Source organism: Cryobacterium sp. TMT1-2-1 (assembly GCF_004403955.1).
Taxonomy (GTDB): Bacteria; Actinomycetota; Actinomycetes; order Actinomycetales; family Microbacteriaceae; genus Cryobacterium; species Cryobacterium psychrotolerans.
Map to the genome: position 1 here is coordinate 1 of NZ_SOHC01000070.1, position 23,898 is coordinate 23,898.

The 23,898-nt window shown below is 65.5% G+C and carries 27 protein-coding genes and 1 riboswitch; of the genes, 14 read left to right on the plus strand and 13 right to left on the minus strand.

The features are described from left to right. Positions 1 to 150 precede the first annotated feature (150 nt). Entirely contained in the window at positions 151 to 621 is a 471-nt protein-coding gene (locus tag E3T33_RS12750; RefSeq protein WP_092324824.1) for a hypothetical protein, read from the plus strand. Beyond that, positions 621 to 959 carry a hypothetical protein gene (locus tag E3T33_RS12755; RefSeq protein ID WP_092324826.1) on the plus strand — a complete coding sequence of 113 codons (339 nt, stop codon included), beginning with the start codon at positions 621 to 623 and terminating at the stop codon, positions 957 to 959. The genes E3T33_RS12750 and E3T33_RS12755 overlap by 1 nt, the downstream gene beginning before the upstream one ends. 72 nt (positions 960 to 1,031) lie before the next feature. On the opposite strand, the gene E3T33_RS12760 is transcribed toward E3T33_RS12755, so the two are convergent. Together E3T33_RS12760 and E3T33_RS12765 are read right to left on the minus strand one after the other, a co-directional pair. Continuing rightward, on the minus strand, positions 1,032 to 1,793 hold the full coding sequence (locus E3T33_RS12760; RefSeq protein ID WP_134575461.1) for a hypothetical protein: 762 nt from the start codon (positions 1,791 to 1,793) through the stop codon (positions 1,032 to 1,034). A gap of 414 nt (positions 1,794 to 2,207) precedes the next feature. Then, positions 2,208 to 2,792 (minus strand): recombinase family protein, encoded by a 585-nt coding sequence (locus E3T33_RS12765; RefSeq protein ID WP_092324830.1) that lies wholly within the window; start codon positions 2,790 to 2,792, stop codon positions 2,208 to 2,210. A 108-nt stretch (positions 2,793 to 2,900) separates the two neighbouring features. Here E3T33_RS12765 and E3T33_RS12770 point away from each other — a divergent pair, with 108 nt between their 5' ends. After that, the gene (locus tag E3T33_RS12770) at positions 2,901 to 3,476 is read left to right on the plus strand and encodes a helix-turn-helix transcriptional regulator (protein WP_092324832.1); all 576 of its coding nucleotides are present in this window, start codon (positions 2,901 to 2,903) and stop codon (positions 3,474 to 3,476) included. Next, a complete protein-coding gene (locus E3T33_RS12775; RefSeq protein WP_092324834.1) occupies positions 3,476 to 4,096 on the plus strand; it encodes a DUF6036 family nucleotidyltransferase in 621 nt (206 codons plus the stop codon). The genes E3T33_RS12770 and E3T33_RS12775 overlap by 1 nt, the downstream gene beginning before the upstream one ends. A gap of 127 nt (positions 4,097 to 4,223) precedes the next feature. Here the strand turns inward: E3T33_RS12775 and E3T33_RS12780 are convergent, their stop codons facing one another. Beyond that, the gene (locus E3T33_RS12780) at positions 4,224 to 5,420 is read right to left on the minus strand and encodes a Fic family protein (protein WP_092324836.1); all 1,197 of its coding nucleotides are present in this window, start codon (positions 5,418 to 5,420) and stop codon (positions 4,224 to 4,226) included. 194 nt (positions 5,421 to 5,614) lie between these two features. Here E3T33_RS12780 and E3T33_RS12785 point away from each other — a divergent pair, with 194 nt between their 5' ends. The 5 genes from E3T33_RS12785 to E3T33_RS12805 all read left to right on the plus strand — a co-directional run bounded on the left by E3T33_RS12785 (position 5,615) and on the right by E3T33_RS12805 (position 10,783). After that, positions 5,615 to 6,238 (plus strand): LysE family transporter, encoded by a 624-nt coding sequence (locus E3T33_RS12785; protein ID WP_092324913.1) that lies wholly within the window; start codon positions 5,615 to 5,617, stop codon positions 6,236 to 6,238. Positions 6,239 to 6,378: 140 nt separating this feature from the next. After that, entirely contained in the window at positions 6,379 to 7,809 is a 1,431-nt protein-coding gene (locus tag E3T33_RS12790) for a protein kinase (protein ID WP_092324838.1), read from the plus strand. A 250-nt stretch (positions 7,810 to 8,059) separates the two neighbouring features. Then, positions 8,060 to 8,329 (plus strand): helix-turn-helix transcriptional regulator, encoded by a 270-nt coding sequence (locus tag E3T33_RS12795; RefSeq protein WP_134575463.1) that lies wholly within the window; start codon positions 8,060 to 8,062, stop codon positions 8,327 to 8,329. Beyond that, on the plus strand, positions 8,322 to 9,602 hold the full coding sequence (locus tag E3T33_RS12800; RefSeq protein ID WP_134575465.1) for a HipA domain-containing protein: 1,281 nt from the start codon (positions 8,322 to 8,324) through the stop codon (positions 9,600 to 9,602). The genes E3T33_RS12795 and E3T33_RS12800 overlap by 8 nt, the downstream gene beginning before the upstream one ends. 167 nt (positions 9,603 to 9,769) lie before the next feature. After that, a complete protein-coding gene (locus E3T33_RS12805) occupies positions 9,770 to 10,783 on the plus strand; it encodes an NYN domain-containing protein (RefSeq protein WP_092324842.1) in 1,014 nt (337 codons plus the stop codon). 71 nt (positions 10,784 to 10,854) lie between these two features. Here the strand turns inward: E3T33_RS12805 and E3T33_RS12810 are convergent, their stop codons facing one another. The 4 genes from E3T33_RS12810 to E3T33_RS12830 all read right to left on the minus strand — a co-directional run bounded on the left by E3T33_RS12810 (position 10,855) and on the right by E3T33_RS12830 (position 15,162). Next, the gene (locus E3T33_RS12810; RefSeq protein ID WP_134575467.1) at positions 10,855 to 12,192 is read right to left on the minus strand and encodes a class I SAM-dependent methyltransferase; all 1,338 of its coding nucleotides are present in this window, start codon (positions 12,190 to 12,192) and stop codon (positions 10,855 to 10,857) included. Next, positions 12,189 to 13,565, minus strand: a complete 1,377-nt coding sequence (locus E3T33_RS12815) for an FAD-binding oxidoreductase (protein ID WP_092324846.1) — start codon at positions 13,563 to 13,565, stop codon at positions 12,189 to 12,191. Before E3T33_RS12815 ends, E3T33_RS12810 begins: the two co-directional genes overlap by 4 nt. A 410-nt stretch (positions 13,566 to 13,975) precedes the next feature. Next, on the minus strand, positions 13,976 to 14,821 hold the full coding sequence (locus tag E3T33_RS15315; RefSeq protein WP_166784491.1) for a hypothetical protein: 846 nt from the start codon (positions 14,819 to 14,821) through the stop codon (positions 13,976 to 13,978). Positions 14,822 to 14,838: 17 nt separating this feature from the next. Continuing rightward, positions 14,839 to 15,162, minus strand: a complete 324-nt coding sequence (locus E3T33_RS12830; protein ID WP_092324852.1) for a multidrug efflux SMR transporter — start codon at positions 15,160 to 15,162, stop codon at positions 14,839 to 14,841. A gap of 12 nt (positions 15,163 to 15,174) precedes the next feature. After that, a riboswitch (guanidine-III (ykkC-III) riboswitch) is annotated at positions 15,175 to 15,239 on the minus strand. A 132-nt stretch (positions 15,240 to 15,371) separates the two neighbouring features. Between E3T33_RS12830 and E3T33_RS12835 the strand changes: the two genes are divergently transcribed. Both E3T33_RS12835 and E3T33_RS12840 read left to right on the plus strand, forming a co-directional pair. Next, on the plus strand, positions 15,372 to 16,004 hold the full coding sequence (locus E3T33_RS12835) for an HNH endonuclease family protein (protein WP_092324854.1): 633 nt from the start codon (positions 15,372 to 15,374) through the stop codon (positions 16,002 to 16,004). Positions 16,005 to 16,095: 91 nt separating this feature from the next. Further along, on the plus strand, positions 16,096 to 16,674 hold the full coding sequence (locus tag E3T33_RS12840; RefSeq protein ID WP_092324856.1) for a dienelactone hydrolase family protein: 579 nt from the start codon (positions 16,096 to 16,098) through the stop codon (positions 16,672 to 16,674). 51 nt (positions 16,675 to 16,725) lie between these two features. Here the strand turns inward: E3T33_RS12840 and E3T33_RS12845 are convergent, their stop codons facing one another. The 3 genes from E3T33_RS12845 to E3T33_RS12855 form a co-directional block, all read right to left on the minus strand. After that, positions 16,726 to 16,992: a hypothetical protein gene (locus tag E3T33_RS12845; protein ID WP_092324858.1), complete on the minus strand. Its 267-nt coding sequence runs from the start codon at positions 16,990 to 16,992 to the stop codon at positions 16,726 to 16,728. A 65-nt stretch (positions 16,993 to 17,057) separates the two neighbouring features. Beyond that, on the minus strand, positions 17,058 to 17,534 hold the full coding sequence (locus tag E3T33_RS12850) for a GNAT family N-acetyltransferase (protein WP_166784492.1): 477 nt from the start codon (positions 17,532 to 17,534) through the stop codon (positions 17,058 to 17,060). A 43-nt stretch (positions 17,535 to 17,577) separates the two neighbouring features. Further along, a complete protein-coding gene (locus E3T33_RS12855; protein WP_166784493.1) occupies positions 17,578 to 18,951 on the minus strand; it encodes a hypothetical protein in 1,374 nt (457 codons plus the stop codon). Between the two features lie 291 nt (positions 18,952 to 19,242). Between E3T33_RS12855 and E3T33_RS12860 the strand changes: the two genes are divergently transcribed. Together E3T33_RS12860 and E3T33_RS15320 are read left to right on the plus strand one after the other, a co-directional pair. Continuing rightward, positions 19,243 to 20,211 carry a hypothetical protein gene (locus E3T33_RS12860; RefSeq protein ID WP_134575475.1) on the plus strand — a complete coding sequence of 323 codons (969 nt, stop codon included), beginning with the start codon at positions 19,243 to 19,245 and terminating at the stop codon, positions 20,209 to 20,211. 34 nt (positions 20,212 to 20,245) lie between these two features. Next, positions 20,246 to 20,416, plus strand: coding sequence for a hypothetical protein (locus E3T33_RS15320; RefSeq protein ID WP_166784494.1), 171 nt, complete (start codon positions 20,246 to 20,248; stop codon positions 20,414 to 20,416). Between the two features lie 23 nt (positions 20,417 to 20,439). Here the strand turns inward: E3T33_RS15320 and E3T33_RS12865 are convergent, their stop codons facing one another. Beyond that, a complete protein-coding gene (locus E3T33_RS12865; RefSeq protein ID WP_134575477.1) occupies positions 20,440 to 20,979 on the minus strand; it encodes a 2'-5' RNA ligase family protein in 540 nt (179 codons plus the stop codon). A 165-nt stretch (positions 20,980 to 21,144) separates the two neighbouring features. Here E3T33_RS12865 and E3T33_RS12870 point away from each other — a divergent pair, with 165 nt between their 5' ends. Then, complete coding sequence (locus E3T33_RS12870; protein WP_092324866.1) at positions 21,145 to 22,737, plus strand: ABC-F family ATP-binding cassette domain-containing protein; 1,593 nt, start codon at positions 21,145 to 21,147, stop codon at positions 22,735 to 22,737. Positions 22,738 to 22,826: 89 nt separating this feature from the next. Here E3T33_RS12870 and E3T33_RS12875 read toward each other — a convergent pair whose 3' ends face one another. Then, a complete protein-coding gene (locus E3T33_RS12875) occupies positions 22,827 to 23,477 on the minus strand; it encodes a hypothetical protein (protein ID WP_092324868.1) in 651 nt (216 codons plus the stop codon). 132 nt (positions 23,478 to 23,609) lie between these two features. After that, positions 23,610 to 23,882, minus strand: coding sequence for a hypothetical protein (locus E3T33_RS12880; RefSeq protein WP_092324870.1), 273 nt, complete (start codon positions 23,880 to 23,882; stop codon positions 23,610 to 23,612). Between the last annotated feature and the right edge of the window lie 16 nt (positions 23,883 to 23,898).

A 23,898-nucleotide genomic window follows, 5' to 3' on the forward strand; every position in this document is an offset into this window, starting at 1 on the left:
CGCCACTCGCTACGACAAACTCGCCCTCACCTACCGCGGAGGCGTCGTCCTCCGTGCCATCACCATCTGGTTACACGAATTAGGAGACACGCCCTAGTCGACCGACCAGCCGGCGTTGAATTCAGAACACATTCGGAATAGACTCTGTTCATGGCGCTAATAACACTCACCCCTGCAGAACGACGCGTCGTGCAGTCGTCGGAATTGTCCCGCAATTCTGCTGCAGTCTTCGCTGCCGCTGAGGAAGCACCCGTCGAAGTCACTCGGCGCGATGGCGAAACGTTGGTTCTCACCACGAAGCGTGAAGCGGCCGCCCATGAACGGATCCTCGAGGTCGCCGCACAGCTGATCGCCGTGTCACTGGATGACATCGGCACGCTGGAGGATCGCCTCGCACGACCGTTTCCCTGGATCAAGCTGCTCAGCGTTCAGGATCAGAGAACCTGCGCACAGGACATCATCGACACGGCTCGCGGCGCATTCGTTGTCAATCAGCCTGGGCGGATACTCACTGAGATCAAGGCGTGGCAGAACACCGCGGAGGCTGTTGCTGCTGGCTGGGGACAGGATGAACCGGATTGGCTTCGTGAACCTGTGGCGGTCAAGAAGCCCCGCGTTTAATGTCGCCGAAGAAGGGGCTCGTCGCACGCCCCCTGAAGTCATCAGAATTCGCTATCGAGCATGTGACGCGTCAAGCCGCAACTGGATGGCGCGACATCGTCGCCACCCAAAAGAGCTCAGCCGCTGATGCCTGGGACCGGCTCACGAAGGCCCCGAACCAGTCGGACCCCAAATGCCACCAGCTGAAGGGCCAACTCGCAACTATTGTTCGTGACGGCGTCGAACACGATCAATGGCAGTACGAACTCTCCGGGGGCGCACGCATTTGGTTTTACGTCGAGGGCAGAACAGTGAAGATTGTCAACGTGTTCACGAGGCACCCGAACCAAACGAAGTAGGCGTGAGCAATCGCTGGCGGCCTCGGCCTCGAGCTGTGTGCGATCTCTCCCGCAGAGGGTTCCCGTAGAGGGTCAGTCGCGCTCGAGCCTGCCGAGCTCAGATCCGCCCGCATCGAGTAGTCGCAGCGCCCCGTTGTCTATGACGGCCAATCTGGCTTGGGCCACCCACGACGGGACCGGGGCGCCCTCACACCCGATCAGTGTCGATGCTCCGGACGTCGCCAGGAGTGCACCCTCGCCGTCGGCGGCCCATCGGCCCTGGCCTCCGTTGCATCCGTCCGATCCCGTCCACGTGCCGGCCGGCTTGAAGATCACATGCGGATCGGTTTTGGCGCTGTTCGCAACCGGGACCCATCGTCCCGACAAGTTCTCGGGCGTGGCAGGGGTGACTCCTGCCGGCAGGGGCGCTGGTTGCCGCAGCTCCTTCCGCATCGTTTCCGTTATCACCGGTGGCTCGGTGTAGAACTTGGCTGCGGTCGGGATCGGATCGGGGCCGCCGTCCAAGGTCAGCGTCGCGACCACCGCGCCGTTCGCATCATTGAGTTCCCAGCCGTCACCGGCCGCACGATACCCGGTGACGGATTCGAGCCAGGCCACTCGAGGCATGGTCTCTCCCGTGACACACTCGCCGCTGGCACCGTACGTGGACGCCAGAAACAGCCTTTCAGTCGCCCGCCACGAGCCTTCGATCATGCCGCAGTCTCGCCACAATTGGAACTCCGGGACGTCTAGGCGCAGCCAGGTGTCCGTTTCCTCGCCTTCCGCGCCCGAGACCCGCCACAAGTTGACCAATCCAATCGCGGTAGATTTCGCCCCCGTACCGGGACCGGCCACGAGTGGAGAATTCGGGTTCCGATTGCCCTCGCCACTCGGGCTCTGCGCACACGCCGTTAGGACGAGGGCCAACACTGCCACCAGCCCCGCCACGCCGCGCCCGAGCCGCCGTCTCACGGAATCCCTACCGGGGCTAGTCATCCCACACCAGCCACACGACGAAGCCTGCGGAGAACACGGCAACGAGATTGGCAACAATCCCCGCGACAGTTGGGAGCCGGCTCATGCCGCTCATCGTAGGCGGTGATTAGTGCGACACACAACCATGAAACCAGAGCGACAGATGAGAGCACTGCGGGAATCAGCTTTGCGTCCACTGACACGGGGAGGCTCGAAGGCCCAGCCGCGGATTCTGCGTCAGTGAACGTTCGCGTTGCAGGACAGTCCGCCCTGCAACGTGAAACTTCCTGCGTGCTAGGTATTGGGCCGGTGTTGGCGCTGGATGGTGCGATAGATGGTGGACCGGGCGACATTGAAGAGCTCAGCAAGCTCGGCCGTTGTGTGAGTTCCGGCGTTGTAGACCTCCATCAAGTGTCTCTGCTGCGCCGGGGAGAGCTTCGGTGGCTTCCCGCGCAAGCGACCCTTCGCTTTCGCCACCTGCATGCCCTCTCGCGTTCGAGCACGGATCAGATCCGACTCGAATTCTGCGACCATGGCCAGAACATTGAAGAGCAGCCGGCCGACTGGATCATTCGGGTCATGCACTGAGCCGCCGATGCTGAGCTTCACTTCCTTGGCGGTCAGCTCATCGACGATGTCTTTTGCATCCCGCAGCGACCTGGCCAGGCGATCGAGTTTGGCCACCACGAGTGTGTCCCCGCTCCTGCAGGCAGCGAGGGCTTCGCGCAGCCCCGGCCTCGCGCGGTTGGTTCCCGTCAAGCCATGGTCGGTGTAGATCAGGTTGGGTCTAACGCCGAGTCGTTCGAGGGCGTTTTGTTGGGCGGTGAGGTCTTGCTCATTCGTGGATACGCGAGCGTACCCGATCAGTAATTCATTCATGACGGCACAATTCACCTCGACTGACAGGCCCGTCAACCAGAATTCTCCAGCCCTCCACCGGAGTGGGACTGGTATACTTTTACTACTTAGTAAAAAGGGGTGACTGATATGACAGCAAGTGTTCTTGCTCGTTCCGCCCGGGCTGCGAGCGGTCTCACTCAAAGTGAGCTCGCGATTCGCTCGGGGATCGCCGGCTCGTCGCTCTCCCTCATCGAACACGGCAAACGCGAGCCAACCGTCTCCACACTCGAGGCGCTGTTGCGAGCCACCCGTCACACGGTGGTCACCGTCCCGACCGTGCGCAGCGACGCCGCCCGGATCGCCTCCGAGATCGGCGAAGCAATCACGAGATCAGATGACGCCTGGGCGTTCCGACGCTTCCTTCAACTCGCCGACAACCTCGCGGCAGAACGCGGTGCCACCCGGGTCGGCCTCGCGTTGACCGAGCCGGCTCCCACCGGGTCCGAGCGGTGGGACGCCGCTATCGCCGCGCTCTGCGAATACCGGCTCAAGGCAGACGCCCTGCCCGTCCCGGACTGGGTCACCACGCAAACCGGGCACCCCGACAACCCGTGGGCCCCGCGCACAAGCGACTATGACATCCCGGCAGACCCGACGCGAGTACCCGCCGAGTTCCTCCGCCGCGGCATCCTGATTGAAGCCGAAACCCTGGAAAGCGTCTAATGCCAGGCGATCAACTCGACCGCGACGACCTCGTCCGCGGCATCAACGTGGTCATCGCGAAACTCCGCGCGGCCGGCCAACCCGCGGGCATCCGGATCGTCGGAGGTGCTGCACTCGCTCTTCGCTACTTCGACCGCCGAACAACCGCCGACATCGACGCGCACCTGCAGCCCGAACAACCCATCCTGAAGGCCGCCGTTGAAGTCGCCAACGAGCACGGGTGGCCGCAGGACTGGCTCAGCAGCAACGCCACGATGTTTCTACCGGCGTACGGGGCGGACCCTGAATGGGAGGTCCTCTACGCGAACGAGGACATCACGGTGGAAGTGGCCTCGCCCCGTGCGTTACTCGCCATGAAACTCAACGCATCGCGCCCGGGGCGAGACGTTCAGGACATCGCCAACCTGCTCGCGATCTGCGAGATTCGTGATCTCAATGCGGCCGAGGAAGTGCTGAATGACTTCTACCCGGGAGACGGCCTCCCCGACAAAGCCCTGCGTCTCCTGGAACCCATCTTCAAGCAGGGGCTCCCCGCGGTCCCGGCATCGCCGCCCCCTCCCCTCCTGGGTCCGCCCACCTCACATCAGGCGCCGCAGCAAGAGGCCCGCCCAGACGAATGAGACGGTTCTCCGCCGTGCCGCATCCCGGCGAGGTGCACCCTCCGGCGCAAACGGAAAAGTGGCGCGGTGCGGAAGTCGATGATGCACGTGGAATCCAGCCTGCGAACATCGCCCGTGAGACGTTCGGCTATCGGCGCCTCTTCGCTCGGGCGGCGAACTCGTCAAGGACCCGAACGACGTCCTTCGCTAGCCAAATTCGGTTTCGTCGTCCGTCTGTGATCTGGGTCAGAATGTTGGCGTCAACGAGGCGGTCGATAGCGACCTGAGCGTTGACGGTCGAGATACCAAGCTGAGCTGAGGCTGCCGCTGCGCCGATCACCGGTTGGCGAAGGAGAATATCTACGAGCCGGTGTGCTGCTGAGTCTTGTCTCGCGCGGATGCGCCCGCGCCATTCGACCTGGACGGTTTCCAGATCGTCCACGAGGATGCGACCGTTGTGCACCGCCGCGAACGATGCGTCCGCTATGCAGCGGACTATCGGGGCGACATCCCCGGACCGGTACGCGCTCAGGGCATCGAAATATCGACCGGTGTCGTGGAGCAGCCCCGCTGAGACCGGAACAGCTACGTTTCGCGTGAGCTGCCCCCCGCGCAGCATCGCCTGGATGAGTGAGCGACCGACTCTTCCGTTGCCGTCGGGGAACGGGTGGATCGTTTCGAATTGGGCGTGAGCGATCGCGGTCTGAGCGAGCACGGGAAGGTCGACGCGATTGGCGAAGGCGACGAGGTCGCCCATGAGCGCGGGGACCCGATCCTGATGGGGCGGGACGAACTGTGCGGTGTGCGGCCCGAGGCTCCCGCCTCCGATCCAGACCTGCTGGTCACGCCAGTGACCGACGATGTCGGGATTGCTGTGCTCAAGGAGTGCGCGATGCATTTCCAGGATGGCGTGGCCGTCGATGGACTCGGACAGGGCAAGAGCCGCTTGCATAGCTCGGACATTGCCGACGATGAGCTGCGCATTCTTCGAGGCGTGCTCACCGAGCTCCGCCAGGGCGATCTGCCGTGCGCCGCTCGTGAGGTTCTCAATCTCTGAGCTGGAAGCGCTCTCGGTGCGCAGGAGAATGGATGCGAATGGTGCCGCGATTTGCCCAACTTCGGCATCGAAGCGGGCAAGCTCGCTGGCGGCCTCTTCGGTCAGCGCATGCAACTCACTGTCGAGCGAGATTGTCTGATTTGCGATCAGTGGGGGCACCGACGCCAAGTACGGGCCTGCTGCAAGATGCTTCTGCGTTCGTGAGCCATACTCGTCCTGGACGCTGTGCCAGGGTCGTTCTTCATAGCCAAGGGACGGCCAGGGTGACTTCTCCTCAGACGTGGACATGAATCAATCATACCAATGCTTAGTTACTTATCCATTGTTATGCCCCTCAATATTCTGACTTATTCCAAACGCCGGCTCCGAATGCTTGCGAAACGCACTTTCCGAAGCCAGAAAGAACTCGGCGACGAGAGATGGTCTCCGCATGCCCGCTGACCGTTCCGCAAAGGGATGCTGAGGACACCTATGCTGGGCCGGTGCAGTTCTCTCTCTGGCTGGCCCTGCTCGGCGCCGGCACCCTGATCAGTTTCACGCCCGGCGCGGGGGCGATCAACACCATGAGCAACGCCCTCAACTCGGGCTTCCGCCGCTCGATCTGGGGAATCCTCGGCCAGCAGGCCGCGCTGCTCGCCCACATCGTGATCGTGGCGCTCGGTGTTGGTGTGCTCGTCGCCGGCTCTCCGCTCGCCTTCAACGTGATTCGCTTCGTGGGTGCCGCGTACCTCGTGTACCTCGGCATCCGCCAGTTTCTCGCCAAACCGGCGCTCGATGCCGAGCGCGAGCCAGCGCTGCGCAACGATCCGGCCTGGTCGATGTTCCGGCGCGGGCTGTGGGTGAACATGTTGAACCCCAAGGCGATTGTGTTCTTTCTGGCGTTCCTCCCCCAGTTCATCCGTCTCGATCGACCGCTGCTGCCGCAGTATTTCATCGTCGCCGCCACCGTCATCGTGGTCGACATCCTGGTGATGTGGTTCTTCTTTGCGGTGACGGCACGTTCGCTTCAGAGATTCACCGGCGACGCTCGCGGTCAGCGAGTTGTGAACCGAGTATTCGGCGTTCTGTTCGTGGCGGTCGGCGTGCTGCTCGCAGTCATCCACTGATCGCGCTCACGGCGCCGGAGCCTCTCGACAGGCAGGCAGTAATTTCGGTGTCGGGCGTGACACTTTCGCCTCGAGTTACGTCCTATAAGTGGATACGCCTGACCGTCTGTGGTGGAGGCGCCACGAAATAAGGGTTCACTATGGACGTCATCACACTGGCCGGGCGCTCTCCGGAGGTCTCCGAAGCCGGCGCACCGCGCCTGCGCGGACGCTACCGGTTGCAGGAACTGATCGGCCGAGGCGGCGCGGGGTCTGTCTACCGCGCCCGGGACGAAACACTGGGTCGCGACGTCGCGGTGAAGGTCTTCGAGGCGTCCGCGACAAGCGAGAAGGACATTCGTCGTCAGGAAGACGAGGTGAACCTCCTGGCGAGCCTGAGCCACCACAGCCTCGTCACCCTGCTTGATGCGGGCGTCGACCGCACGGATGCGGACCGGCCGCGTGTCTACTTCGTCATGGAGCTCGTCACGGGCGCCGATCTCAAGGTGCAGCTCGAGGGGGGCTCCCTGACCGCTCGTCAGATAGCGCACATCGGCTTCGACCTGGCCGAAGGCCTGCAATACATTCACCATCGGGGTGTTGTGCATCGAGACGTCAAGCCGGCCAACATCCTGCTTGTCGACTACAGCCAGAGCGGAGCACGGTACCGCGCGAAGCTGACCGATTTTGGCATTGCCCTGGTCGGCGCCATCGAGCGCCGCGACACGGACACCGTGACGACGGGCACGGCCGCCTACCTCAGCCCCGAACAGGCGCGGGGACAGACGCTGGGGTCGGCCAGCGACATCTACTCGCTGGGGCTCGTTCTCCTCGAGTGCTTCACCCGCACCGTCGCGTTTCCCGGCGACCCGATCCCGTCGGCACTGGCCCGGCTCCGAAACGATCCGCCCATTCCGCCGGGCATCGCCCCGGAATGGAGGGCGCTGCTGGCGGCCATGACGGCTCGCAACCCGGAGGACCGTCCCTCCATCCATGATCTGGTCGCGGCGCTTCGCCAGATGGTTGCTGCCGAGACCGGCCGGCACAGGGATGTGGTGGCCTTTCCCGAGCCGTCTACCGAGGAGGCCCGGATGCTCGCGGTCGCGCGCTATCGGCTGCCGGAGGCACCGGTGGACGGGGCCTTCGACCGCATCACGGCGATTGCCGCCCGCGTGTTCTCCGTTCCGGTCGCGCTCGTCACGATCGTCGATCACGATCGGATCTGGTTCGAGTCCCACCACGGTCTCGAGATCGACCACATTGACAGGCACCCCGGGCTCTGCGCCTCGGCGATCATGGATGACGTGCCCTGGGTCGTCGAGGATGCCCGGTTCGACCCCCGAACACTGGCCAACCCCCTCGTCGCCGACGATTTCGGCCTGCAGTTCTACGCCGGGGTGCCCTTGCGCACGCGGGACGGACACAACCTCGGCACGCTCTGCGTACTCGACTTCGAACCGCGCCTGGCGACGGAACAGGAACTCGCCACCCTCGGTGACCTCGCCGCGCTTGTCATGAGCGAAATGGAACTGCGCCTGGAGAGCCGGCGCTCCGTGGCGGCGCTGGAGGGTGCTACTCCGATACCGAGCTGACCGGGCGAACCACCCGGTGCAGGAGAACCGTACATCGACACGCTTGACGTGCCAACGTGGAGGATCCTGAGGGGCCACAGGACCTTGGGCTACGAAGGCGCCGGTGTGCAGCGCGATGCACCGTCCCACAGGTATTCGGCCTCCAGCCAGGAGGCTCATTGCTTGACGGCAATAAGACCATCGAAATGGTGGACGGTGATATGACCGTCAGGTGCTGTGAAGGCAATAAGACCGTCAGGAGGAAACTGTCATGACAGCACGCGGAGAAGTGAGAAGCGCCGAGGCTCTTGGTCGGATGCTGCAGCAAGGCCGCCTTGTCAGCGGACTGACGCAGCGCGACCTCACCGAAAGACTCGAGACCGACCAGAAATACATCTGGGCTTTGGAGTCCGGCAAGAACACGATCATCCTCGAGCGCATATTCGCGATCATGCGGGAGACCGGCGTCCGGATGTACATGGAGATCGACGACCCGCTGGATGAGCCCCTCCATGACATCGCGGAAGAACCCAATGGCTGACTTGCGCGTGGAACTCTACGGCGAGCTGGTCGGGCACTTGGTCGGCGCCGACCGTCGCACTTTTGATTTCATCGCGACCAAGCATGCCATCGAGACATTTGGGCTCGGAAGCACGATTCTCTCCGAGTCGGTTCCATTCGACCTCATCGCCAACCGCAGCAGGGCCGCGCGCCGCCGCAACTTCTTCGCCGAGCTCCTTCCCGAGGGCACCGCTCTCGACAATCTCGCCGCCGAGATCAGAGTCTCCACCGATGACGTCATCCCGCTGCTGGCCCAGTTCGGCCGAGACGTCGCTGGTGCCGTTCAGATCTATGACCCGGAGGCGCCGGGCGAGCCACGCAAGCCTGACCTGGCCCCGGTCGACGCGGCCGAGGTCGGCCGAATGCTGGCTAACACTCAGGCCGCTCCTCTCGGAAACCGGCCGAAGTCCGGTCGCACCTCCCCGGCCGGTGTGCAAGACAAGATCATTCTCGCGCACAAGGAGAATCAGTGGTTCCAGGTTCTCGAGGGCTATCCGTCCACCCACATCATCAAGCCGCCGTCCGTCCGCTACCCAACCATCACGTTTGACGAGGAGTACGGCTTCCGTGCGGCCAAAGCCGCCGGCCTCACCACGTTTGACGCGTGGATCGAAGTCTTCGGCGGAGTTCGCGGCCTCGTGATCGATCGCTGCGACAGGTCACCGGACGCGCCACAGGGACGCATCCACCAGGAAGACATGAACCAAGCCCTGGGCGCATCGAAGAACGAGAAATACCAGGAGTTCGGCGGGAAAGTGTCACTCAAGCGAGTAGCCGATGTCCTGGGGCGCAACGGCGACCGGACCTCCCTCGACCAGCTCCTCAGACTGCTTACCGTCTCGCAGGCTGTGGGCAATCTCGACATGCACGGCAAGAACATCAGCATGCTCCACCTGCACGACGGCAGCACGAAAATTACCCCGGCATACGATGTCGTGCCGCAAGCTCACCTCGACAGCGACGGAAAAATGGCGTTGGCCATCAACCGGAAGTATGTGCACGCCTCAATCACCATCGACGACCTCATCGCGGAAGGCCAGTCATGGAGAGTGCGTTCACCTCGCGCGATCATCACCTCAGCGCTCGAGGCAGTGGACATGTTCGTCCGTTCGGAGAGCCCCGTCGAGAATGCCTACGCCGGGCTTCGGGACAACATTGCCATGTTCACCAGAAACCTGCTTGATGGACGCCCAACCGGTGGCGTCCACCAGGTTTCCGATTCGGCGCACAGCGCCAGGAGCCGTGAGCGTTGACGGTCGAAATCCCAGGCTGAGCTGCAGCTGCGGCTGCGGCTGCGGGGTTCCTGCCCGCAATCCGGCAGCGCGACCGCGTACCCGAGTTGCCCTCGCCACGTCGCTCGCGTCAGACTGGAGGTACCGGATCGCTACAGAGTCTTCCGCCTGCGGCTGAGGAGCTCACCATGACTGAACCGAACGATGCACGCGTCGGCCTCTATATCGACTTCGACAACATCGTCATCTCGCGCTATCAGCAGCTGCACGGGCGCAATGCCTTCCAGCGCGACGGCATCCGCGACTTCGATAAGTCGAGCCGGGATGCCGACCCCGAGGTCGCCGCGAAGCTCGCCGCCGCGACGGTCGACTTCAACGCCATCATCGACTTTGCCGCGTCATTCGGCACCTTGGTCGTCAACCGCGCCTACGCCGACTGGTCAGTGCCCGTCAATGCGAGTTACCAGCGCCAGCTGATGTCTCGCGCGGTGGACCTGACCCAGCTGTTCACCACGACCACCAGGGGAACCAAGAACGGCGCCGACATCCGTCTGGCCGTCGACGTGGTCGAAGACCTCTTCCAACTGCCCGACCTCACCCACGTGATCATTATCGCCGGCGACTCCGACTACATCGCCCTCGCCCAGAAGTCGAAGCGACTGGGTCGCTACGTCGTCGGCATCGGCGTCGCGGGCTCGACGAGCACATCGCTCGCGGCCGCGTGCGACGAGTTCGAGGACTACGACTCGCTGCCCGGAGTCGACAAGTCGGCCGCTACCGCCGCTGCCGCCAGCGCGGAGAGGCCCAAGACGAGCAAGAAGGCCGCGGAACCTGCCGAGACTGCACCCGACACGGCCCCAGAGGCCCGCAAGCTCACGACGATTCCGATGTTCTCGCACACCGACGACGCGCAGTTCGACGAGCCGGAGGCCGAGGACGACATCGACCCCCAGACACTGGCAACGGAGCTCCTCGTGCGCGCACTGCAGATCGGTCACGCCAAGGGCGACGGCGACGAGTGGCTCAACACGGGCACGATCAAGAACCAGATGCGCCGGATGGACCCCTCCTTCAACGAGAAGCCGCTCGGCTTCCGTTCCTTCAGCGATTTTCTCTCCTCGCGCAGCGACCTGGCCGAGTTGAAAGAGGACGGCCCGCAGCGGCTCATCCGGCTGCGCCCCGAGGCAGACAGCAGACGCTAAGCCACGATCCACCGGTCGGTTTGGTTCAGGCGGTCGTCAGCGTTTGATCTCAGGCCTCCAGCGGTGGACAACTAGGGCGTCCACCACGGACGCAGCGGCAGGTCGTCGACGCCGCCACCGCCATCGGGCTTGACCGCCAGCACCTGGTGCAGCTGGATCCCACCGGTCTCGAAAGCGAGCCGTGACCCGGCCATGTACAGGCCCCACACCTTCGCGGTGGGCAACCCCACTTCGGCGACCGCCTCATCCCAGTGCTCGACGAGGTTGGCGCACCAGTCGCGCAGTGTCATCGCGTAGTGATGGCGCAGATTCTCGTCGTGCACCACCTCCAGGCCGACATCCTGTGCTGCGCTGATGATGCGGCCTGAGCCGGTGAGCTCCCCGTCGGGGAAGACATAGCGGTCGATGAAGCCGCGGGTGGAGGGTTCGGATCGGTTGTCCGGCCGGGTGATGCAGTGGTTGAGCAGCAGCCCGCCGGGGCGCAGCCGCGATTGCAGGAAGGCGAAGTACGACGAATAGTTGCGCACTCCGATGTGCTCGAGCAGCCCGATCGACGACACGGCGTCGAAGCCGGCCTCTGCGATGTCACGGTAGTCGCCATAGCGGACCTCGGCCAGATCGGCCAGGCCCTCCTCGGCGATTGCCCGCTGTGCCCACGCGGTCTGCTGTTCCGACAGGGTCACGCCGGTGGCCGAGACGCCGCGGCGGGCGGCGTAGCGCACCATGCCGCCCCAGCCGCACCCGACGTCGAGCAGCCGGTCGCCCGGCTTCAGCCGCAGCTTTTCGAACACCAGCCGGTACTTGTTCTCCTGCGCCTCGTCCAGCGATGCGTCGGGACGCGGGTAGCACGCGCAGGTGTAGGTCATCGACGGCCCGAGCACCCACTCATAGAAGGTATTCGATACGTCGTAGTGGTGGTGGATCGCTTCGGCGTCCCGGGTCTTGCTGTGCCGGAGCCCCTCGGCGACGCGGCGCCAGCGCGGCGGCGCCTCCTGCGGCGGCGGCGCGATCGGGCGCAGGTGCTCCACGCCGATGGAGCGGATGATGTTGGCCGTCACCCGCGGTGGTGGCAGCTTGAAGACCAACTCACCGGCGAGCGCCTTGAGGAGCTCGTAGGGGTCGCCGGGGTGCACCCCGGTGACCTCGAGGTCACCGGCGATGTAGGCGCGGGCAAGGCCCAGATCGCCGCGGCCGGTGGCCAGATAGGTCGTGCCTCGCGGCGTCTTCAGCTCCAGCCCGAGCGGTGCGTCGGTCGGACCGGCCGAACTCCCGTCGTAGGCGGTGAATCTCAGCGGGAGCCGCCCGCCGGCGAGGATCTCCAGGATCTGGGCGAGGGTGAGCTTGCCCGCCGCCTCCGGCTTCTCCGCCGTTTCCGCATCCTCCGGCAAACGTTCCTTGAACGTGGTCATCGTCGTTGCACCGCCTTCGCGTAGAGATCGAGCAGACGTGAATCGGGGTCGTAGCGCTTCTTCACGGTGCGATAGGTTTCTCCGCCATAGAGTTCGCCGAATTCCTCCGGGGAGTAATAGGAGTCGGAATACAGCGACTTGTGCCCGTGGAACTCGCTGACCTTACGTTCGATCAGACGGTTCGTCTCCCCTTCGATCGACCCCACCGGAACCGTCGACCAGAAGCCGACGTTGACGTAGGTCTGCCGAGGCCGCATCGGGTAGAGCGGCCAGCCGTCGCCGCGCAACCGAAGCGGGCACAGCCAGATCGGCTCGATCGACACGTTGGCAAGGAACCAGTCCAGGAACTCCGCACATCGCTCGATCGGCACTTCGACGTCCTGCACGACGCGTTCGCGTGGCGGACGGCCGCCCAGCCGCTCGATGCGATCGCCGATGTGGAATCGCTGTTCGTAGCGCATCAGCTTCGAGTAGAAGCTGCTGCGCCGAAGCGTTCGCGGCCAGAGCCGGCGGATCCGCGGACGCTGCGCGCCGAACGCCTCCGAGCACCAGAACCAGTCCGTGTCCCACCGCCACAGGTAGTCGTGAATCGTGAGCCGATCGTGCTTGATGCCGTCATCGTGCTGGATGGAGCGGTAGTAGATCTGCTGGCCGGTGTAGTCGCTCACCGGGCCGGATGCCGCTGTCTGCGTGCCCACGCACAGGTAGCTCTCGTCGGCGCTGAACACCACGCCGTCGAGGTAGTCCACGCGGTCGCCGTCCACGGCACCGGTCGCGATGATGCGGTCGATCGCCGCGACCAGGTCGGTGAGCGAGTGGAACCGCAGATGCCGGAGCGCGACGAAAGGTTCGACCGGCTCAAGTTCGATGCGCAATCGCACCGCGTAGCCGAGTGTGCCGTACGAGTTGGGGAAGGCGCGGTAGAGGTCTACGTGCTCGATCGGCGAGGCGGTGACCACCTCTCCCGTGCCGGTGAGGATGTCCATCTCCAGTACCGACTCGTGCGGCAGCCCGTTGCGGAAGGACGTCGACTCGATGCCGAGGCCGGTGACCGCGCCGCCCAGGGTAATCGTCTTCAGTTGCGGCACCACCAGCGGCGCCAGCCCGTGGGGCAGCGTCGCGGCGACGAGATCCTCGTAGGTGCACATGCCGCCCACGTCGGCCGTCCGCGCTTCCGGGTCGACCGCGATGACGCCCGTCAATCCCGATGTCTCGAGGCCCCTGGCGTTCGGCTTCGCGCGTGACCGGAACAGGTTCGAGGTGGGCTTGGCGAGCCGAACGGAGGCCGTCGGCGGCACCGCCCGATAGCTCTCGAGGAGGCGCTCCACGCCGGCGGCGTGAGCGGTGCGTGCGTCGATCACGGGAGGGGACACGCCCCCACGCTAGTCCTCGGCCACTGCGACCGCACCGGCTGGCTGCGATTCATCCTCTCTGCGTGAAGGACCCGAGCGCGGCCTGGCGGAACACGCGGGAGAGTAGAGTCCGCCCCATGCATACACACTGGTCGAGACTGGCAGTGCTTGGATCGGCTGTGGCTTTGGTGACGGCGCTCAGTGCGTGTTCATCCGCCCCTCTCCGACTCGTCACATCTGATACATCGGCGCTGAGCGGCATGGAAGCGCTTCTCCGGGGCACGTTGGCAGTTGACGGGGACGGCTGTGTTCAGGCGAAGACGGCCGGAGATCCGGTGACTCTCGTGTGGCCCCGGGGGTACACCGTCAGAGGCGATTCGAGGTCCTTCGAAGTCCTGGACGGCAGCAAAAACGTTGTGGCGAGTTCGGGATCATCCCTTGCCATCGGCGGGGGCGGTGCTGACACGTTCAGCGATAAGTGGACCGAACGCGACTGTGCCAAGGGCAAACTGTGGCTGGTCGGAGGCGTCGAAACGAACTGACAAGCGGCTCGTGTCGGAAGGTTTGGGCTCGAGGGCTCCCAACGCCGCGTCAGGTGCGGGCCGGTAGGTTCGTTGCACAATGGTGACTGCGCCCGTGCGGAGCCCCGCTCGTGGATTGTCTAACCAGAACCGTTCTGTGCTCAGCACGGGTCGATTAGCTTCGTGAAAGTCATGCGAAACCTTCTTTCTTCGTTTTCCCGGCCGCCCGTTGGCGCCACCGATCCCGGAGGCACCCGCGTTCAGAACACTCGCCGGCGCCGCGGCCGTCGCCGGTTTGCCGCAGCGGGGAGCCTCATTGCCGTCGGAATAGTTGTCGGCACCGGTCTTGTGTTGCGGCCCGCGACGATCGCCCAAAACGAGCGCCCCGCGACCCCGCCCTCGGAAAGTATCGACCCCCAGGCGGCAGGCCTGGCGGACCACGGCGGTGCAGCGCAGGCCCGTGCCGCGCAGAGGGCCGCGGACGCTACCGCCGCCGCCGACATCCTGATGGCAGCCGAAGCCGATCGCGTTGCCGCGGAGCAGTCCGCAGCCGATCGCATTGCCGCGGAGCAGTCCGCGGCCGATCGCATTGCCGCGGAACATGCCGCGGCCGCAGCAGCTGCCGCCGAAGCCGAAGCCGAAGCCGAAGCCGAAGCCATCCTGGCGGAGACCACAGCTCCCGCCCACCCGTCGGCGCCGGCTAAGTCCCAACGGGACGCAATCCATCGCAAGTGATTTTTCCCGTGTGCCATGCACGGTCTCGACGACACGGCTCAGTGGCCGCCGTCCACGAATTTGAGACCGACGATGCACCCCACGAGCCCGAGGATGAGCAAGACCTTCGCAAGCGAGGCCGGCTCCGCACCGAAGACCATCGCGTACAGCACGGTGAGCGCCGCCCCGATTCCGACCCAGACGGCATATGCCGTGCCGGTGGGAATTTCCCGCATGGCCAGGGCAAGGCCGCCCATGCTGAGCAGGAGCGCCCCCACGAATACAACCGATGGCCACAACTTGGTGAGGCCGTCAGACCGGCCCAGCGCCGTGGCCCAGACGGCTTCCAGAACGCCGGACACAATGAGAACGATCCAAGACATGACAAGCACTCCTGTGGCCAGTCTTGTCGCGTGCCGGGTACTGATCCCTCGTCCGGAGCCACATTTTGCGGCTTGGGATGAGGTTATCGCGGTCGAAGGTCGTCTTGTGTTCACGCGAAGAGACCTGTGGCGCCCCTCCCCCTCCGAGAGGATCGAGACAATCCGCTGAATCGACACGTTCCGGTTCGCGGTCGAACCGAGGAGTCCCGATGACACGCCCATCCCCCACCCTGCTCCTGATCGGCGCACTTGTCGTTGCAGCCACTCAGGTGACGGCCACCCAGGCCTACGCCTCCCCGCCGGACCCGCCTGCGCCCAGCACGATCAGCAGCGAGCTTGCCGCGATCCCGACCCAGGTCGAGACGGGTTCGGCCGGGTACTCCCGGGACCTCTTCCCGCACTGGTCTACGCAGTCCGGCAGCTGCAACACACGAGAGATCGTGCTCCAGCGCGATGGCGAAAACGTCGTGACCAGCTCGACCTGCGCTGCGACCTCGGGCAGCTGGTACTCGGTCTACGACGGCGCCTGGAACTACGCTTCGTCGGATGTAGACATCGACCACGTCGTCGCACTCTCCGAGGCCTGGGGGTCCGGAGCGTCGACCTGGACCACGAGCAAGCGTCAACAGTTCGCCAACAGCCTGAGCGACGGTCAGCTGATCGCGGTCACCGACAATGTCAACGCCTCGAAATCCGACCGGGACGCGGCGGAGTGGCAGCCGCCGCTCACCTCGTACCGCTGCACGTACGCCAAGCACGTCGTGCACGTGAAATACGGATGGGGCCTGTCAATGGACTCCGCTGAAAAGACTGCGATCAACTCAATGCTGGCAACCTGCTGACCGGGTCGCTCCGAACCCGGGCGGCGCCCCGCCCCGCTTATGCCACAATCACTCCGACGGCGCCCCGTGCGCCGAGAAGCGAGGAGAGCACATGGCTGAGGTGTTGTTGTTCCATCACGCGCACGGGCTGACCTCCGGGGTCCTGGACTTCGCTGAAGAGCTCAGGCGCGCCGGTCACGTCATTCACGTGCCCGACCTCTACGAGGGGCAGGTCTTCGACGACCTTGACGAGGGCGTGGCCTACGCCCAGGGGGTGGGGTTCGGATCGATCATGGAGCGTGGACGGGCTGCCAGCGACGGGATGCCCAGCGAGCTGGTCTACGCCGGGTTCTCCATCGGGGTGTTGTCGGCGCAGATGCTGGCCCAGACCCGACCCGGAGTCAGGGGCGCGCTGCTGTTCCATGCGTGCATCCCGACCGCTGAGTTCGGCGGGGCCTGGCCCCAGGGAGTGCCGGTCCAGATCCACGGCATGGATGCCGACGAGTACTTCGTCGACGAAGGCGACATTGACGCGGCCCTCGCGCTCGTGCAGGCAACGCCGGATGCCGAGTTGTTCCTGTACCCCGGCGACCAGCATCTGTTCGCCGACCGCAGCCTGCCGTCCTACGACGAGCCGGCCGCCACGTTGCTCACAGAACGGGTGCTGGGCTTCCTCCGCAACGCCGGCTAATGCGGGCTGCCCTGTGGCCGCGCCCTCCGCGCACGGCTTTGTTCGGGAGTTCTAGCTGGTCATTCCGGCCTGGACCGGAACGAACTGGATGTTCTTCGAGGGGTGGACGGTCTTCGCCGGGGCCCGCGAGAATCCCTTCGCGTCAAGGTGGTTCGATGCCCGGAACACGGCCAGGGCGTCGTCAAAGATCGCGTTGAGCCGGTGCCCGGAAAACTCCCCCGTCGACCCGTCGGTGAAGGTGATGGAAATGAGCGAGTTGGCCGGAAAGTGCCGGTTCATCCGGATGAAGCCGTCGGCGTCCTGCGTGAGATTGATCATGTGATTCCTACCTTCGTGAACTGTAATTCTCCCGCAATCCGGATGGCCCCGCGGAACGCGAGAGCTCAGGCGGCCTTTTTCAGCGCGTCGCCATCGAGCCGGAACGTGGTCCACCCGTCGAGCGGCACGGCGCCGAGCGACCGGTAGAAGCCGATCGCGGGATCGTTCCAGTCGAGGACATCCCACTCGAGGCGCGCGTAGCCGCGCTCGACGCAGATCGCGGCGAGCCGCGTCAGCAGCGCCGTCCCGTACCCGCTGCCCCGATAGGCCGGTCGCACGTAGAGGTCCTCCAGGTGAATGCCGTGCACGCCTTCCCAGGTCGAGAACGTGAGGTACCAGAGGGCCACCCCGGCCAGGGTTCCTTTCTCCGTGCCGTCGACGACGAGCGCGAAGACCGCGGGGCTCTCGCCGAACAGCGCTGACCGCAGACCGTCCTCAGTTGCCACCACCGCGTCGGGCTCTTTCTCGTAGACGGCGAGCTCCACGATGAGGCGGAGAATCTCGCGGATATCTGACGGTTCGGCGGCGCGCAGCAGGCTCATCCCCTCAGCGTACTTTCTCGGAAGCCCTCCCCCGGCACCGGCATCAGCGCAGGTTGAAGTACTCGCGGTGCACGTTCGCCGTTCGGGCGCCGGACCGCGTCAGGCCCCTCTGGAAGGCGTTCACCATCGCCTCGGGCCCGCAGATGAACGCCGACAGGTCGCGGGGCGGGCAGCCGGCCGTGGCGAGAACGTCCTCCACCGTCAGCCTGGACCCGGTGCTGGTGTCGATCAGGTGCCGGTGGATGGCGTCATGCCGCGCCGCGAGCTCGCGAATCTCAGCGCCGTAGGGAGCGGGTCCGCGGGAGCTGAAGTAGAGGTCCACGCGCGTGGGTAAGGTCTCGGATGTCGCATCCCGCAGCCAGCTGAGGATCGGCGCCACACCGATGCCGCCGGCGATCCACGCCTGGTGTTCGGTGCCCCGGCGATAGTCGAAGTGACCGTGCGGGCTGTTGATCACGGCCGGCATGCCCGGTGCGACCAGGTCGACGATGTTGGAGGTGAAGTCGCCCAGCGCCCCTACAGCGACGCGCACGTTGGCATCCGCCGGCGCGCTGGCGATGCTGAACGGATGCCGGTGCCACCCATCCTTCGCCTCGAGGTACAGGATCGCGAACTGGCCCGCCCGGTATTCGAAGCGCCGTCCCAGCGGCTTCAGCGAGATCTCGACCAGGTTCGCGTCGATCGGCTGCACGGATTCCACCTGGTAGTCGTAGGTGCGGGCGAAGCGGCGGGCGAGCAACTCCCGGTAGACGTAGAAGACCAGGCCCGTGCCGCCGATGACGAGGTAGGTCCACCGCAGCACCGCCGAGTCGAACATGCTCGCGTCCAGCAGCCCGTGCAGGAACCCGACGGCCACGAACACGCCCGTGAAGCGATGGAAGAAGCGCCAGACGGCGTAGCTCCGGAAGGGGATACCGGCCAGGCGCACCACTCGCGAGCCGGTGACCCTGGGGACGAGTCCCCGAAACCGTTGCGGAACGAAGGACAGCCAGCGCGGCGCGATCGCCCACACGGTGAGCGCCAACAGGCCGAACAACCCAATCTGGCCGAGCGTCGGGCCGACCGTGGTTTCCCGCACGTCCCCGGTCACCAGGGCGTGCACGGAGATCGCCAGCATGCCCGCGATGTTGACCCGGCGATGCCACAACGCGGCATGGTCGATCCCGTTGAACCACCGCTCCACCCAGCGCAGCGTGCTGATCAGCACCAGGCCGATGGAGAGCAGGAGCACCCCCTCTGCGCCGAGCCACTCCCCGACGAGCTGCTCGAAACCCTCACCGGATGGCCGCGCCACGACCCACAAGACGGCCAGGGCGCTCACGAGCGCGGCGATGGTGAGCGGGCCGATCAGCTTGGCGTCGAGGCGGGACCCCCGGTAGTGCGGCCGGTGTGGCCGAAGCTCGGCACTCAGTACCACGAAGGCCTCCATGTTCTTGAGTGACTGCGTGGAGGCAATGTGCTCGGCAGGCTTGCTGGACGTGCTGTCCGCTTACGATACCGCGGCTGGAGGCAGGCTCCGCAGGATGCCGAAAACAAGCGCGCGTGAATACCAGTAATCGATGCCCAAAGCCGATCTGTTTCGGTTCCCACAACATATTCGTCGGGAACCACAAAAGCGGGTAGACAGCCCTGTCCACGCGCCAAGCTCAGCCCCAGACCGTCGGCGATTCCGGCCCGGCGGGTTCCATCGATAACTGGAGTGACGAAAATGAAGAGAACCACATTCAGGTCCCGTGCCTTTGCAGTATTGGCGGTCGGGGCCATGCTCGCCACGGGCGGGCTCGCGACGGCCAGCGGGGCCAGCGCGGCCCCCGCGGCGGAATCGTCAGACGTCGAACGCTGGGTCGTTCCGCAGACCCAGCAGGGCGGCGACTACTGGACCGCGGCGCGCATGAAGGCCGCAAAGCCTGGCGACACCCTGGTCGCCGACAACGTCGCCTCCGCCGCATCGACATCCTCGGCCCCGGTGGCCGTGGGGCCCGCGAAGTCGGTCCAGAAGCAGTCGCCCACGCTCAAGGCCAAGCCGGTCCCGGCACTGGCGCCGGTCAGCCACATCGGGAAGGTGTTCTTCACCCTCGGCGGCGCCAACTACGTCTGCTCCGGCAATGCGATTTCCTCGACCAACAAGAACACCGTCGTCACCGCGGGGCACTGCCTCAATGAGGGCCCTGGCGCATTCGCGTCACGCTTCACCTTCGTCCCCGCCTACAACAACGGGGCAGCGCCCTACGGCCAGTGGGAGGCGACGGAGCTGTACGCCCCCACCCAGTGGGCGTCCGGCGGCGACATCAACTACGACACCGGCTTCGCGATCGTCGCCTCACCCACCGGCACGAGCCTGAGCGACACGGTCGGCGCATCCGGTGCTTCGTTCAACAACAGCCGCGGCCTCACCTACTCGGCGTACGGCTACCCGGCGGCAGCACCATTCAACGGAGCGACCCTGCAGTCCTGCTACGGCACCGCAACCAACGACCCCTACGGCCAGACGCAGTCGCAGGGCATCCCCTGCAACATGACCGGCGGATCGTCGGGCGGCCCGTGGTTCATCGGCAGCGGCACATCCGGCTACCAGAACTCGGTTAACAGCTTCGGCTACAGCGGCGTCAAGAACACGATGTTCGGGCCGTACTGGGGATCCGTCATCCAGAGCACGTATGTCGCCGCAGCGGCCTAAGCCGGATCGGGAACACTCCCCCGACACACCAGGAGTGGCCCACGAACACGTGACGCCTGACCCGGCGAACGCCGCCGACTGGGACGAGGAACGGATGCGCGGGGCCAGGCCACGCGAGATCGTGCTCAACCCGGATGGTACGCGTCACGTCGACGATCCGGCGGACGAATCGGATCCGCCGGAGGGAGAACCGGAAGGACAGTAGAAACCACGAGCACGGGGAACGGCTCACACCGGCGGGTGTGAGCCGTTCTGCGTTGGATCGCCATCTCGAACGTGCGTCATTTTCGGGGTGGGCAGGCAGATCGTGGCGAGCACGGTTCGCCCACTCGGCCCCGTGCGGGGCGCCATGTCGACCAGGGCGATCTGCGAGAGGGAGAGCTCGTCCCCCTCATGCACACGGGCATCGCCCTTGACGGTGACGTGGGCCCGGAAGTCTGGGCCGGTGAAGGCCGGCTCGTCCGGGGTCGCGGCGAACGGCCGAACGGCATCGACCAGGCTGCGGCGCAGGCGCGCGAGGGCCTCATCGCCCGCGACGAGGGTCACCGGGACATCCTTGCGTCGCCCGAACAGCTCGTCGCCACCCGCCACGGCAGTGAGGGTATGCTGGCCGGATACCGCCGAGGCGATGGCCGCGGCGATGTCGGCGGGCGCGGCATCCGTGAGGAAGGGGGCCAGCACGGTGATGTGCAGCGGCCAGTCTGCCACCGCGAAGCTGTCCCCGGCCCGGAGTGGTTGCAGCGGAAGCACAACGACGAGGCGGGACATGCGCCGATTCTAGGGCGCGGCGACTGCCTGTCTGGTGCCTGCCCAGTGCCGCCGCAGCCGATTGTCAACGGACTTTGTAGACTCAGGGCTGGGGAACCGCAGGGTGGAACCGCAGGGTGGAACCGTAGGGTGGAACCGTAGGAACCACCCCTTGAGAGGACAGTAGTGAGCCTGATCCGGCTGCAAGACGTCAGTGTTCGTTTCGAAACCGCGCAGGTTCTGCGAGAGGCGTTCTTCCGCCTCGAACCAGGCGACAGGGTGGGCCTGATCGGGAAGAACGGATCGGGGAAGACCTCGATCCTCAAGCTGATCCTCGGCCAGGTGACACCGGATACCGGCACCGTCGCCCTGGAGCCGGGCATCAGGGTCGGCTATTTCTCGCAGTTCTCCGAGCTGGACGGCCAGGCGACCATCAGCGAGGTCCTCGACGGCCTGTTCGTGGAGATCAAGGCCGTCGAAGCCGAATTGGCGTCGATTGACGCTGCCATCGCCAGGACCCCCTCTGACGCGGAACTCGACCGGCTCATCCACCGCCAGGCCGAGCTTTTCGAGCAGATGGACCGTCTCGATGGCTGGGACTACAAGCGACGGATCGACACCGCGCTCACCACGCTCGGGTTCAACGAAGCCCACCGCGTCTGCGCGATCGACGAGCTCTCCGGCGGCTGGCGCAACCGCGCCGCACTGGCGAAGATCCTGCTCGAGGGCCCGGATGTGCTGCTGCTGGACGAGCCCACCAACTACCTGGACGTGGCCGGAGTCGAATGGCTCGAAGCCTGGTTCCGCACCTTCCGCGGCGCGGCGATCATCGTCTCGCACGACCGGCGGTTCCTGGACGCCGTCGTCACCCGGATCATCGAGGTCGAGAACTTCCACCTGCACGAGTACCCCGGCAACTTCGGCGAATACGTCGTGCAGAAGCAGTTCCGGCTCAAGACGCTCGAGCAGCAGTTCGTGCACGAATCAGAGCTGCTGGCGTTCGAGGCAGAGGGGATCTCCGACCGCCGCGAGGCCGCGAAGGCGGCCAGCAAGAACCTCGGCAGCCAGCTCGCGAAGATCAAGAAGGCACGCGCGCCTCGGCCCGTCGACCAGATCATCACCGAGATCTACGGCCGGCTGCACGTCAAGGATTCCCTGTGCCGGGTCGAAGGCCTCAGCAAGGCCTACGGCGACAAGGAGCTGTTCACCGACCTGACCTTCGAGATCCGGCGCGGCAACCGGATTGTCGTGCTCGGCTCCAACGGAAGCGGCAAGACCACCCTGCTCCGGGTGCTGACCGGGGAGGAGCCGGCCGACTTCGGCGAGGTCACCTGGGCCCACGGCACAGTCGTGGTCTCGTACAACCAGGTGCTCGCGGAGCTCGACGACGACGACACTGTCAGCCATGCCGTCAACGCGATGCCGGGCAGCCTCGCCTTCACCGCGACCCGCAAATCGGTGAACCGGTTCCTCGCGATGTTCCAGTTCTCCGAGGCCGACCTCAAACAGAAGATCGGAAACCTGTCGGGCGGGCAGCGAGCGCGCGTGGCGATGGCGCAGTGCCTGCTGTCCGGCGCCTCTGTTCTGCTGCTGGACGAGCCCACCAACCACCTGGACATGTCCAGCACCCAGGTGATGGAACGGGCGCTGCTGCACTTCCCCGGGGCGGTCGTGGTGGTCAGCCACGACCGGTTCTTCACCGACAAGATCGCCAACCGGCGCCTCGTGTTCGGCACCGATGTCGCCAGGCCCGGCGAGGTCGACGTGCGCGCGGCCTGAGTTCCCGTGCGTTGAAGCCACCGTCCCTGGGAAGGCCCGTCTCGCATCGCGTGCCGGCACGGCCGAGGGGTTCCTCCTGCGGTCAGGCTCTACCGACGGGAAGGAGCGGCCCGCACGACATCCGGGTGGTCATCGGGCAGGGCATGACGCTGGCCGTCCCGCAGGAGCTGAAGGTTCTTCGCCTCCCAGTCGCGCAGGGCCTGGCGCACCGGCTCAACCGCCTGCCACTCGGCACAACGGGCCAGCGAGGTGCCGCAGACACAGGTGTGCGGGTCGCGCTCGCCTTCCCGGTGCAGGCGGTCCACCCGCCAGATCGCGGCCATCAACCGGTCGTTGCGACGCTGCTCCAGCGCGGCTCGCTTGTCCGCGCGCTTCACGACCTCGTTCTCCAGGAGGCTTCGCACCTGCGCGGTCGGCGCCCGATCAAACTCGCCGGCGACCACGTTCGTGAGCTCGTCGACCCGGGTGGTGAGCCCGGCGAGCGCCGCGTCCCGCTCGGCGAGGGTCGCGGTCAGCTTTTCAACGGTGTTTCGGTTCGATTCGCGTTCGTCGACCAGGATCTCCACCCACATCCTGAGGTGGTCCCTGTCGCGCTTTTCCGCCCGGTCGGCCCCGAGGTGCCGCACGCAGAACGAGCAGACGACCTGATCGGTGGCCGAGGTGAACTTGAACGGCTGCAGCGCCTGGCAGCACCAGCACTGCGTGAGCAGGTCGACGTGAAGGGGATTGTCGTGGGTCAAGGGGCATCCCTTTCCGGCGCGTTGGGTTGCATCAAAGCCTAGCCGGGCGGGCCGGACGTCAGTCTGCGGGCGCAGCCCAAGGGTACGAATGACCGTGCGCCTGTCCAGGACCGATCTCGCGAGGCAGGGGCATCACATCTCCAAATCGATGTCGGACTTCCGGTCGAGCAGTCGCACCACGATCACAACGGCGAAAGCGAGTACGAACGGAGCGAGAAATCCGACCACCACCATGTTGTCGCCCATCGCCAGCAGATTGGCACACGCGCTGTCGCCCGCAACGTTCGCTGCCTGGATCTGGGCGCTGTCGGTGACGCTGCCGGCCAGGAAGTATCGAGAGGAGCATGCCCCCTGCCAGGCAGACGATCCGGCTGCGATGCCCGCACCAACGAGCGGCGTCAGCACCCATCCGGCGAGCGCC